The following is a 12193-nucleotide window of genomic DNA, read 5'->3' as shown; positions in this document are numbered from 1 at the left end:
CCGTAAGGAAAGGTGACAGACAGTCATGGCAACGGGCGATGCTCTTTCCACCCACGTCTTCGGCGTGCAACTCGGCGGCTATCTGGTCGAGTCGATCCAGGAGATCAGCGGACTGACCGTCGAGGAGGAGGTCGTCGAGGTCAAGCAGGTCAGCGCGGAGGGCAAGCAGATCATCCGCAAGCAGCCCGGCGCCCGCCAGGCCGGTGAGATCACGATCACCCGGGGACTCGACCAGAGCAGCGAGTTCACCAAGTGGATCAAGGAAACCCTGAACAACGGGGCCGTGAACTCCGCGCGGCAGAACCTCACCATCGAGATCAAGGACACCGAGGGCAACACGGTCCGCCGTATCCAGCTGATGCAGGGCTGGGCCTCCAAGTGGGAGGGCCCGTCCCTGAAGGCGGGCGAGTCGTCTCCGGCCACCGAGTCGGTCACGATCGTGTTCGAGGAGATCATCGTCGAATGAGGCGTCGTACGGTGACGGCGGGCAACCTGGAGGAGCTCCTCCAGGTGACGGAGCCCGCCCAGGCGTCGGAGCAGGCGGCTCCACCTCCCGCCGCCGCCCCGCCACGCCGCGAGGACCACGGGCTGCGCACCGAGTTCGAGTTCGAGCTGCCGCGCGGGTACGTCGACGAGGCGGGCACGGTGCACCGCCACGGCTCGATGCGCCTGGCCACGGCCCGTGACGAACTGCGGCCGCAGATCGACCTGCGGGTCAAGGAGAACCCGGCGTACCTGAGCGTGGTGCTGCTGAGCCAGGTGATCACCCGGATCGGCTCGATCAGCGATGTGCACGCCGGGATCGTCGAGCGGATGTACGCCACCGACGTCGCCTTCCTCCAGGATTTCTACCGCCGCGTCAACAGCGAGGGCCACACCCGCGCCGCGGTGACCTGCCCGCACTGCGAGGGCGGCTTCGAGGTCGACCTCTCGGGTGGGCGCCTGGGGGAATCGTGACGTACGCCCTTCCCCGGCTCCGGGAGGAGATCGCGTACATCGCCTACCACTTCCACTGGCGGCGCGAGGAGATCCTCGACCTGACCCACGACGAGCGCCGGCAGTGGGTGGCCGAGATCGCCCGTATCAACACCCGTGTGAACGAAGGCGGTTGAGCACATGGCATGGCGGGACAGGCTGCGCCGCCGGGCCGCCGCGCCGGACATCGCGGAACCCGGGACCGGGTCGCGGGACGCGACCGGCGTCCCGGAGCCGTCCGCGCCCGGCGCGGCCCCGGCCTCCTCCCTGCCCGGCGACTGGGACGGCGGCTGGCGCCGCACCGCCGCGCCGGAACTCACCGTGTCCCGCGCCCCGTTGGGCGTCAGCGACGGCCTCGCCTTCCGTGCGGGCCTCGCCGCCTGGCAGAACCCGTCGTTCGACGCCGGTCTAGGCCACGCCCTGCTGCCCACCGCCCCGACCGGTCTGGTGAACGGCGTCACCCGCCCGGCCGCCACACCGCGGACCACCCACAGCGCCGGGGGTCCGCTGCTGCTCCGCGCACTGCGTCCGGAGAGGCAGGAGAGGGCGGACGGGCCGGGGGCGGGCGAGAGCGAGGGTACGGCGGACACGCCGACGACCCAGCTCTCCCGCCGGACGCGTCCGGGCGGCGATGCCACCGGGCGGGCGCGTGGCCTCACGTCCACGGCCTCGCCCGCTGTGCTCTCCTCGTCACCTCCCGCTGCCCAACATGCCGTGCAACGGGCCGCGCGGCCGGACACCGGCCCGGTCGTGACACTGGCCGCTCCCGCGACCCCGCTGGTACGACGGGTGGCGGTGGTCCCGCCCACGGCTGCCGACGGCGCCATGGCCCGGCCCGCCCCGGCCGAGCCGTCCCGTCCGCCGGCCGGTTCCGGGGGGCGTACGTCTTCCGGACCGGCCGTCCAACGCACCGCGACGGGGCCGCGCTCCGCCGGGGGAGCCGGCCGGCCGGAGGCATCCCGTGCCGCCGGCTCCGCAGGCTCCGACGGCTCCGGCATGTCCCGCCCGGCCGTCCGGCTCCGCCCGGTGGGGGCCGCGCTGACCGTCGCCCGGCGCCCCGCCGGACCCACTCGCCGTGTCCCCGCCCTGCGGCCCACCGCCGCACCGGCCCCCGACAGCGCCACCACCCCCGACCCACCCGGCCCGGCCCCCGCCCCCGTGCAGCGCGCCGCCACGCGTGAGCCCGGCCGCGGTCCGCTCGGCGCCCCGCTGAGTGAACTGCCCTCTACAGCAACACCGTTGCCGCAGGGCACCCCCGCGCCAGGCGCCGGATCCGCCACCGGTCCGGCGCTGCCCGTCGTCCAGCGCCAGGCGGAAGGAGCGGGCGGCACCCCGGGACCGAACGACGCCGGTACGAGGGGAACGGCGCCCGCCGACCCGCGCCGGACCCCCGACCCAGGCAACCGCCGGGCACGTGCGCGCGGCGGCCTCGGCGCGCCGCTGTCCGCGCTGCCGCCGAGCGCCGAAGTGCCCGGTCCCCCCGCGTCCGGTGCCCGTGCCTCCCGCCCGGACATCCAGCGTGCTACGGCACATCAGCACCCGGGGCCCGGCGCCGCTCCGGCGCCGCCGTCCACACCGGATCGCGACCGGACGTCCGCCGAGGCCGCACCCCGCACACCGGGCGCGCCGCTGCTGGGGACGGGCGACGTCCAACGCCGCCTCGCGGACCCGTCCGCCACCGGGGGCAGCATGCCGCCCGGCCCCGTGGACCACGGAAACGGGCCCGCCACACCGCTGGTGACACCGTCCGCAGCCGCCCCGGCCCACGGCCCGGTAGGCACCGTAGGCCCGGCAGGCCCGACCGGGAACACGCCCCGACCCGGCACGACGTCCGGCGGTCAGCAGCACCAAGGACCTTCCGCTCCGGGCCCGGTCGTCGTGGCCCGGGCGGCGGTCGAAGGCACGGGAGCCGGTTCCGGTTCCGGCACCGGTTCCAGCTCTGGTTCCGGTAGGCATCGGTCTCAGGGCCCCGCTGCCCCGAGTCCGGTCGTGGCCGCCAGGGCCGTGGCCGACGGCACCGGGGGCGGCCGGACTCCCGGTGGGCCGGGTGCCGACGGGCAACGCACCCGAGACGCCGCTGTCCTGGGCGCCTCCGCTCCGGGCCCGGTCGTCGTGGCCCGGGCGGCGGCCGAAGGCACAGGATCCGGTTCCGTTTCCAGTTCCGTTTCTGGCTCCGGCTCCGGCAGGTATCGGTCTCAGGGCCCCGCTGCCCCGGTTCCGGTCGTGGTCGCCCGGGCCGTGGCCCACGGCACCGGAGGAGCCCGGTCCTCCGGCCCGGCAGACCCGCACGGCCTCACCGTGACCCGCTCCACAGCACACTCCGCCTCGGCGGCACCCCGTACCCTCTCGCTGCTCGCCGAGCGTCGGCTCACCCTGAACACCCGCGCCCCGGAAGGGGTGGCACAGCCCGCCGTCTCCCGCTCCGGCGGCCGTCCCGTGGTGGCGGCACGCTGGCCCGGCGCACCGGCGGTCCCGCAGCGCGACTCCGGGCCGACAGCCGAGGCGCCCGCGCGCCGGTCCGGCATCTCGGCCCCCGCGCCGGGCGGCCCCGGGACCCCCGCGCGCCCGGCGTCCGGCCCGTCCGCCCCCGCCCCGGCCACACCGCAGGTGCAGCGGGCGGCAGCCCCTTACCCCGGACCGGAGGGTTCGGACGTATCAACGGCCAGCTCCCCGGCCCCCGTTCAGCGAGTCCCGGTCGTCCGGCCGACGCCTCCCCGCCAGGGGACGGCCGCCCCGGTTGCCGCCGTACCGGCGAGGCCCCTGCCCGTGACAGCCCCGCAGGCGCCGCCGCTCGCGGACCGTCCGGCGGCCTACTCGGCACCGGGCGGAGCAGCCGTGCCCGTGGTCCGGCCGAGGATCGTTACGGCGGCCGACGGGACCGCCGAGACCGGCGAGACGGCACTCGCGGTGCAGCGCGACACACGCGGTCGTCCGCGGTCGTCCTCCGCGCCCCCCGGGCCCCTCGCGCCGCCAACAGGCGCAGCGGCCGAGGAGGTTCGGGCACCCGGCCGGAAGCGCTCGGCGTCCGTGTCCTCGGCGGCGCCCGACTCCTCCGCCGCCTCCACGTCAGCCACGTCGTCCGCCGCCTCCGGCAAGAACGCGGTCCAGTTCACCAGGACATCAAAGACACCCCAGGACGACCCCGGTCTCGACCTGGACGACCTGGCGCGCCGCCTGCTCGACCCGGTGGCCCGGCTGCTGCGCACCGAACTGCGCCGCGGCCGGGACCGCACGGGTCGCCCCTACGACGGACGCCGCTGAGAGCCGGAACGGATGATGGACGGATGACGCACGAATGACGGACAACATCTTCGCGACCAGCGTGTTCTTCAGGCTCGCGATCGGCGGCAACGACCTGGGCGCCTTCCACACCTGCTCCGGCATGGGCGCCGAGGTGGAGATGGAGAGCTACGCCGAGGGCGGCAACAACGGCTTCACTTGGCAGCTGCCCGGCCGCGTGACCTGGTCGAACATCACGCTCACCAGGCCCGTCACCGCCGACACGGCGAAGATCGCCCGCTGGCTCGACGACACGCTGAAGCGGGTGGAGCCCAAGGACGGCGAGATCGTGGCCCTGAAACCGGACCTGACGAAGATCATCAGCTGGCAGGTGTTCGGGATCGTCCCGGTGCGCTGGCAGGGGCCGTCCTTCGACCCCGCCAGTTCGCAGGCCGCGGTGGAGACCCTGGAGATCGCCCACGAGGGACTGCGCCCCTCCTGACACACGTCCTGACACATGTCCTGACACACCCGCATCAACCGGTTCCCCAGCACGTATCGGCCCCCGGAAAGGAGGTCCCGCCATGTCACCGGCGCGCACCAGTCGAGCCAGGGCCAAGCTGACCCTGAAAGAGCCCCCGGCGTCGGTCGGCGCGAAGCCCGGCGGGACCATCGCACGGCTCAACCTCCAGTTCAACCCCTCCACCCTGCAGCTGAGCAAGAGCACCGAGTGGCGGCGCTCCCCGTCCCGGATGGCGGGGGAGTCGGCACTGCCCGAGTTCGTCGGCAGCGGCCCGCGCACGCTGAGCCTGGAGGTGTTCCTGGACGCCACCGCCAAACACGACAACTCCGTGGAGCAGGCGGTGGAGAAGCTGATGAAGGCGTGCGTGCCGACCCCGGCCAGCCTGGGCCGCAAGAAGCCGGCCAGCCCGTGGGTGCGGTTCACCTGGGGCACCTCCCGGTCGATCTCGTTCGACGGGGTGCTCTCCAGCCTGTCGGTGTCGTACACGCTGTTCGATGTCGACGGCAGACCGCTGCGGGCCACCTGCGCGCTGTCGATCGAGGAGGCGAGCGTCGGCCCGGCGGGCCAGAACCCGACGTCCGGCTCACGCACCGCCCGCAGCACGCACACCGTGGTGGCGGGCGACAGCCTGGCGATGCTGGCCTGGCGGGAATACGGCGACGCGACGGCCTGGCGGGCCATCGCGGAGGCGAACGGAATCGACGACCCGATGGCGCTCATGCCCGGCACCGAACTGGTGGTGCCGGGGTTGCAGGACGCGGACGGTGAGGAGGAGAGATGACCGCCGAGGCAAGAGGCCGGCTGTTCGCGGCGGACCCTGTGGTGGAGACACCCGCCGAACTTCCGCAGACCTGGGCCGCCCAGCTGGTGAGCTGCGTGGTGGACGAGAACGTGGGTCTGCCCGACGCGGCACAGCTCACCTTCCGCGACCCCGACCACGAGTTCCTGCAGGCGACCGGCATCACCATCGGCACTCCGCTGAAGGTGTCGGTGGTGACGGTGTCCGGGAGGGCGCGCGAGCTGCTGTTCAGCGGCGAGGTGACGGCCCTCGAACTGGACCGGGACAGCACGGGCACGTTCACCGTGGTGCGCGCCTACTCCAAGGCGCACCGCCTCCAGCGGGGCCGGAAGGTGGTGGCGTACCGGAACATGACGGGGTCGGCGATCGTCCGCCAGGTGGCCGCCGGGGCCGGGCTGACCTGCGGCACCGTGGACGCCGGGAAGGTCACCTACAAACAGCTCTCGCAGGCGAACGTGTCCGACTGGGACTTCCTGCAGTTCCTGGCGGCGGAGAGCGGCGCGCTGGTGCGCGTCGACGACAAGGGGAAGCTCCAGTTCACCAAGCCGGTCAAGGCGTCCGGCGCACCCGCGCCCTCGACCTCGTCGTCCCGCAACCCGATGGTCCTGGAGTACGGCGCGAACCTGCTCGCGCTGCGGGCCTCGCTGTCGGCGGCGGACGGCGCGTCGCAGGTGGAGGTGCGCGGCTGGGACGTCACCAACAAGAAGCAGCTGGTGTCCCCGGCGCCGTCGGTGATCAGTGAGACGGTGCTGCCGGGCCTGAGCCCGCAGCTCGCCTCCGCCCGGTTCGGCAAGTCGGCGAAGCTGACCGTCACGGACACCCCGTACCGCACGCTGGCCGAGACGGGGCAGGTCGCCAAGTCGGTGGCCGGTCAGGTCAGCGCCGGTTTCGCCGAGTTGGAGGCGGTGGCCGAGGGCAACCCGCAGCTGCGGGCGGGCAAGCCGGTGGCGCTCGGCAACGTCGGGCAGGCCTTCTCCGGCAAGTACACGGCGACGGCGGTACGGCACGTCCTCGAACCGCACGGCGGGTACCGGACGACGGTGTGGGTGAGCGCCAGCCCGGACCGCTCCCTTACCGGCCTGGTGACCGGTGCCGACGCGCCCGGCCGCGGCTCGCGCATGCCGGGTCTGGCGATCGGTGTGGTGACGGACGTACACGAGGACGGTGGCGCCGAGAGCGGCTCGGTGAAACTGAAGTTCCCCTGGCTGGACGAGACTTACACCACCGACTGGGTGCGTACCGTGCAGTGGGGCGGCAAGGGCGGCGGAGGCGTGTTCAGCCCCGAGGTCAACGACGAGGTCCTGGTCGGGTTCGAACAGGGTCTGCTGGACAGCCCGTACGTCATAGGCGGCCTCTACAACGGCGTCGACAAGCCGTCGCCCCACGAGGTCCCGCTGATCGACAAGAGCACCGGGAAGGTCAACCGCCGCTCCATCGTGTCGCGTTCGGGGCACCGGGTGGAGCTGCTGGACGAGAGGGCACCCGGTCTCTCCGGGGTGCGGCTGATGAGCGCCGACGAGCGCCTCGAAGTGTTCGTGGACGACCGGCGGAACCTCATCCAGTTGTCCGTGTACGCCCGGAGGACCAGTCGACAGCCCCTCTCCTCCGTCCTGCTCGACGCGAAGGGCATCACCCTGGACGCGGGACAGGGCGACGTGAGCATCTCGGGCGGGAACGTGGACATCAAGGCCACGGCCGGGGTGCGGATCGACGGCGCCACGGTGGGCGTCAAGGGCACCGCGAACGTCACCGTCAACGGTGGTGCGCGGGGTGTCTTCAAGGCCGCGATCATCGAGATCAACTGACCCCCTGCCCGCTGCCCCCCTCCGCTGCCCCCGACATCCGCAAGGAGCACCGCATGCCAGCCGCAGCCCGTACCGGTGACCCCACCAACCACGGCGGCGTGATCGCCATGCCGCCGCCCGGCCGCGCCGCCCAGGCGGTGGCGCGCGTACTGATCGGCGGTCGCCCCGCTGCCGTGACCACCGGCGTCGGCGGCCCGGGCAGCGTGCACACCTGCGCGATGCCCCCGCACCTGGCCCTGGGCCCGGGCAACGTGATCATGCCCAACCCGGCCGCGCTCGCCAGGGGGCAGGTCCTCATCGGCGGCCTGCCGGCCGCGCGGATGCGCGACCAGACGACGTGCGGCGCGATGATCATCGCCGGCGCCCCCAACGTCCTGATCGGGGGCGTGTGATGAGCGACCGGTTCGGTCGGCGTGGCTGTCGGCCCGACTGTCCGCACGACGGTCCGCACGGCTGTCGGCGCGACCGGGGGAGTGACTGCCGGAGTGGCCGCCGGGGTGGCCGTGGGAGTGGCTGTCCGCTCCCGTCGCGGCTCGGGCGCCTCGCGTGCGGTGGCGTGGTCGTGCCCGGCGCTTCGGGCGTCCGGATCGGGAGGGTGTCATGAGCGACCGGTTCATCGGCCGTGGCTGGGCGTTCCCGCTGCGGGTCGGGCCGACCGGCGGGATCGGCATGGTCGAACGGGAGCGGGAGATCGAGGAGGCCATCCGCCTGGTCCTCGGCACCGCGCCCGGCGAGCGGCCCATGCGCCCCGAGTTCGGCTGCGGCATCCACGAGTACGTCTTCGCCCCCGGCGACGGCGCCACCGCCGGACTCATCGCCCAACAGGTGCGCGAGGCCCTGGAGCGGTGGGAGCCGCGCATCGCGGTGGACGACGTGGTCGTCGCCTACGACGCCGTCGAGGCCGGAACCCTCTACATCGACGTGCGCTACACCCTGCGTTCCACCAACGACCGGCGCAACCTGGTCTTTCCCTTCTACACGATCCCCTCCGAGGAGGGGGCCGAGGAATTGGTCGCCGACTGATGGCCCTGCCCTCCCCCAACCTGGACGACCGACGGTTCCAGCAACTCGTCGACGAGGCGAAGCGGTACGTGCAGCAGCGCGCCCCGGAGTGGACCGACCACAACGTCTCCGACCCGGGCGTCACCCTGATCGAGACGTTCGCCTATCTCGTGGACCAGCTGCTGTACCGGCTGAACCGGGTCCCGGACAAGAACTACACAGCTTTCCTGGACCTGTTGGGCATCCGGCTCTACCCGCCGGCCGCCGCCACGGCCGAGGTCGACTTCTGGTTGTCGGCCCCGCAGCCCGACACGGTGACGCTGCCCCCGGGCACCGAGGTGACCACCGCGGGCGGCGAGGGCGACGAGGCAGTGGTGTTCACGACCGCGGACGAACTGCGCATCGTGCCCAGCGAGTTGATACGGCTGGTGACCGCGCCCCGGACCGGTGAGCAGGCCGACCGGACCAGGACGCTCGCCGAGGCCGGCGACGTACCGTGCTTCCAGGCCGTACCGGAGCCGGGCGACGCACTGCTGTTCGGCCTGTCGACGGCGGTGCCGCGCTGTGTGGTCGCCGTACAACTGGACAGCCGCACCGAGGGCATCGGCGTGGACCCGCGCCAGCCCCCGCTGGTGTGGGAGGCATGGGTCGGCGGCGGCTGGCAGGTGTGCGAGACCGGCGAGGACACCACCGGCGGCCTGAACCGGCCCGGCGAGGTCATCGTGTACGTACCGGCCGGGCACACGGCGTCGGTGATCGGCGGGACCCGGGCCGGCTGGCTGCGTTGCCGTGTCACCGAGCCGGAACCGGGCCAGCCGTTCTACTCGGAGTCCCCGACGGTGCGCGAGGCGGTGGTGTTCACCGTGGGCGGCACCATGTCCGTCGAGCATGCCGAGACCGAGACCGACGTACCGCTCGGCATCTCGGAGGGGGTCTCCGGGCAGACGTTCCGGCTCGGCCGCCCGCCGGTACTCCTCGACGGCGAGCCCCCCGAGGTGGAGGTGTCCTCGGAGGAGGGCTGGCAGCGCTGGGAGGTGGTGGAGCACTTCGGCCGCTCCGGCCCCGCCGACCGGCACGTCCGAGTCGACGCCACCACCGGCGAGTTCGGTTTCCCGCCGGTGCTGCGCGAGCCGGACGGCACGCTACGGCAGTGCGGTGCCGTGCCGCCCAAGGGCGCCCGGATACGCGTGGCCCGCTACCGCACCGGCGGCGGACCTGCGGGCAACGTCGCCCGAGGGGCGATCTCGGTCCTCCGCAGCTCTGTTCCCTACGTCGCCCGGGTCGTGAACCGGGAGGCGGCGCTCGGCGGCGTCGCCGGCGAGACCATCGACAACGCCAAGCTGCGGGCACCGGACGCCCTGCGGATGCAGGAACGCGCGGTGACCGCCGAGGACTATGAGATCATCGCCCGCCAGGCGGCACCCTCGGTACGCCGGGTCCGCTGCCTGCACGCGGCGGAGGGCGCGGGCGCGGTACGTGTCCTGGTCGTCCCCGACGCGGTGGCCGACGAGGGCGACGACCGGCTCCGCTTCGAGCAGTTGATCCCCTCCGACCAGGTGCTCGAAGCGATCACCGCGAGCCTCGACGAACGGCGCCTGATCGGCACCCGCCTCGTCGTGGAGCCGCCTGCCTACCAGGGCGTCACCGTGGTGGCCCGGCTCGCGGCGGCGCCGGGCGACACCGACCGGGTGCGCGACGCGGCGCTCGCCGCACTGTTCCGGCACCTCAACCCGCTGAACGGCGGCCCGGACGGCACCGGTTGGCCCTTCGGGCGACCGGTCCAGTACGGCGATGTCTTCGGCGTCCTCCAGCGCGCCACCGGCAACGCGCTGGTGGAGGAGATCCTGCTGTTCGCCGCCGACCCGATCACCGGGCGGCGCGGAGCCCCGTCGGACCGCATCGACGTGGCCGCGGGGGCACTGGTCTTCTCCTACCAGCACCAGGTGGTCGTCACGGCCATGGAGCAGCCGGGGGACCGGAGATGAGCAGCCGAGCCGCCGTACCCGGCCTGCCGAGCCGGTACCCGATCGGCGGGCAACTCCCCGCCCTGTACGCCGACGACGACTTCGCGCAGCGGTTCACGGCCGGCCTCGACACCGTCCTCGCCCCGGTGTTCGCGACCCTCGACAACCTGCCCGCCTACCTCGACCCCCGAGTGGCTCCGAGCGACTTCGTGGCCTGGCTGGCGTCCTGGGTGGGCGCCGCCGACGACCCGCAGTGGCCGGTGGAGCGCCGCCGCGAGGCGGTTGTCCGCGCGGTGGAGCTGCACCGGTGGCGCGGCACCAGACGCGGCCTGGTCGAGGCTCTGCGGCTCGCACTCGGCGTGCACGCCGAGGTGAGCGGGGACGGCGGCGCGGCGTGGTCGAACACCGCCGGTACCGACCTGCCGCCCGAGCCCTCCGCCGAGGTCCTGGTCCGGGTATGGCCGGACCAGGACCTGGACACCCAGGTGGACCCGGCCAGGATCCACGAGGTCGTCCGGGCCATGTGCCCGGTGCACACCGTCTGCCGGGTGGAGATCCTCCCCGGCCCGCCCACCGACGAAGGGAGGTGACGTCATGCGCGCATGTCCCACGTGCGGGGCGTCCAACGGCCCCACGGACGACTTCTGCGGCAACTGCGGGTCGTACCTGGGCTGGTCGAACAGCACATCGACTTCGGGTACGCCGGCTACGGGTACGCCTGCCGGTACGCCGGCTACGGGTACGCCTGCCGGTACGCCGGCTACGGGTACGCCTGCCGGTACGCCGGCTACGGGTACGCCTGCGGAGCCGCCGACTTCGGGTACACGCGCGGAGCCGCCGGCATCGAGTACGCCCACGGAGCCGCCGACCCCTGCTACGTCCTCCCCTGCTACGTCCTCCGCCGGCACGTCCTCCGAGTCGTCGGCCCCGAGCACACCTGCCGAACCCCCGGCCGCACCGGATGCCCCCGGGCCCGACGCCGCCCCGCAGTCCGCCACGCCGACACCCTCGTCGCCCCCGACCGCCCCCACGCCCGTCACGCCGACTACGACTACCACCTCCACCCCCACCCCCACCCCCACTTCGAGTTCCACCCACACCCCAACCCCCGTCCCCATCCAGCCCGTACGCCCCGCAAAGCCGGTGGCCCCACGTCCGGTCGTACGCCCCGCAGAGGCCCCCGACGAGGTGACGGGCCCGCCCTGTCCCTCCTGCGGCACCCCCAACCCGCCCGAGCGTCGGTTCTGCCGACGTTGCGCGACCGCGCTGAACCCCGCTGCGAAGCCCGAACCGCTGCCGTGGTGGCGGACCGTGTGGCCGTTCCGCCGCCGGGTGCGGGCGAGTTCGGGCAGGGCGGTGCGGCTGCTGGTGATCCTGGCCGTGGTGGTGGCGCTGTGCGCCGGCGCTCTCCTGCTGCTCCCCGCCGGACGCGCCCTGTTCGAGGACACCCGGGACAAACTGGGCAAGCCCAAGCCCGTGACCCCGGTGGACATCAGGGCGAGCGCCGAGGTTGCCGGGCACCCGGCGACGAACACCACGGACGGCCTGAGCAACAGCTACTGGGGCGCGCCCGCCCCCGGCGCCTCGGTGACGTACACCTTCGGCAAGCCGTTCCGGTTGGTCGACATCCTCATCACCAACGGCCCGTCCAAGAACCCCGAGGTCTACCGCAGTCAGGCACGCGCCCTCCGGTTGGACGTGGAGGTGACGACGTGGGACGGCGAACGCCAGAACAAGCAACTCACCCTCAACGACAAACCGGGCGAGCAGCCGAACCCCACCGGGATCAGCGACGTGAAGACGATACGCCTGACCCTGCGCTCACCCGTCGGCCTGGCTTCGGGTCGCCAACTGGCCCTGGCAGAGGTGGAGTTCTTCCAGCGAACCTGAACCCGAAACCCGAAAC

At 73.4% G+C, this 12193-nt stretch carries 12 protein-coding genes; all 12 read left to right on the top strand.

What is annotated here, in order from left to right; all coding sequences use genetic code 11:
* Positions 1-25: 25 nt before the first annotated feature.
* The 12 genes from OHN74_RS19995 (at position 26) to OHN74_RS19940 (ending at position 12177) form a co-directional block, all read left to right on the top strand.
* A complete protein-coding gene (locus OHN74_RS19995; protein ID WP_189151609.1) occupies positions 26-466 on the top strand; it encodes a phage tail protein in 441 nt (146 codons plus the stop codon).
* Positions 463-957: a zinc-ribbon domain-containing protein gene (locus OHN74_RS19990; RefSeq protein ID WP_189151610.1), complete on the top strand. Its 495-nt coding sequence runs from the start codon at positions 463-465 to the stop codon at positions 955-957. The genes OHN74_RS19995 and OHN74_RS19990 overlap by 4 nt, the downstream gene beginning before the upstream one ends.
* Positions 954-1112 (top strand): DUF6760 family protein, encoded by a 159-nt coding sequence (locus OHN74_RS19985; RefSeq protein ID WP_189151611.1) that lies wholly within the window; start codon positions 954-956, stop codon positions 1110-1112. The genes OHN74_RS19990 and OHN74_RS19985 overlap by 4 nt, the downstream gene beginning before the upstream one ends.
* Positions 1113-1116: 4 nt before the next feature.
* A complete protein-coding gene (locus OHN74_RS19980; RefSeq protein ID WP_327695925.1) occupies positions 1117-4236 on the top strand; it encodes a hypothetical protein in 3120 nt (1039 codons plus the stop codon).
* A gap of 34 nt (positions 4237-4270) precedes the next feature.
* Positions 4271-4696 carry a phage tail protein gene (locus OHN74_RS19975; RefSeq protein WP_164410193.1) on the top strand — a complete coding sequence of 142 codons (426 nt, stop codon included), beginning with the start codon at positions 4271-4273 and terminating at the stop codon, positions 4694-4696.
* Positions 4697-4778: 82 nt separating this feature from the next.
* Positions 4779-5498, top strand: coding sequence for a CIS tube protein (locus OHN74_RS19970; protein WP_327695924.1), 720 nt, complete (start codon positions 4779-4781; stop codon positions 5496-5498).
* Positions 5495-7321 (top strand): VgrG-related protein, encoded by a 1827-nt coding sequence (locus tag OHN74_RS19965; RefSeq protein ID WP_327695923.1) that lies wholly within the window; start codon positions 5495-5497, stop codon positions 7319-7321. Before OHN74_RS19970 ends, OHN74_RS19965 begins: the two co-directional genes overlap by 4 nt.
* A gap of 53 nt (positions 7322-7374) precedes the next feature.
* Complete coding sequence (locus OHN74_RS19960) at positions 7375-7713, top strand: PAAR domain-containing protein (RefSeq protein ID WP_327695922.1); 339 nt, start codon at positions 7375-7377, stop codon at positions 7711-7713.
* 208 nt (positions 7714-7921) lie between these two features.
* A complete protein-coding gene (locus OHN74_RS19955; protein ID WP_327695921.1) occupies positions 7922-8344 on the top strand; it encodes a GPW/gp25 family protein in 423 nt (140 codons plus the stop codon).
* Positions 8344-10308, top strand: coding sequence for a putative baseplate assembly protein (locus tag OHN74_RS19950; RefSeq protein ID WP_327695920.1), 1965 nt, complete (start codon positions 8344-8346; stop codon positions 10306-10308). The genes OHN74_RS19955 and OHN74_RS19950 overlap by 1 nt, the downstream gene beginning before the upstream one ends.
* Positions 10305-10877: a phage tail protein gene (locus OHN74_RS19945; RefSeq protein ID WP_327695919.1), complete on the top strand. Its 573-nt coding sequence runs from the start codon at positions 10305-10307 to the stop codon at positions 10875-10877. Before OHN74_RS19950 ends, OHN74_RS19945 begins: the two co-directional genes overlap by 4 nt.
* 553 nt (positions 10878-11430) lie before the next feature.
* The gene (locus OHN74_RS19940) at positions 11431-12177 is read left to right on the top strand and encodes a zinc ribbon domain-containing protein (RefSeq protein ID WP_327695918.1); all 747 of its coding nucleotides are present in this window, start codon (positions 11431-11433) and stop codon (positions 12175-12177) included.
* Positions 12178-12193: the final 16 nt, after the last annotated feature.

This window comes from Streptomyces sp. NBC_00459, from assembly GCF_036013955.1.
GTDB lineage: Bacteria > Actinomycetota > Actinomycetes > Streptomycetales > Streptomycetaceae > Streptomyces.
This window is presented reverse-complemented; position numbering and strand designations above follow the sequence as displayed.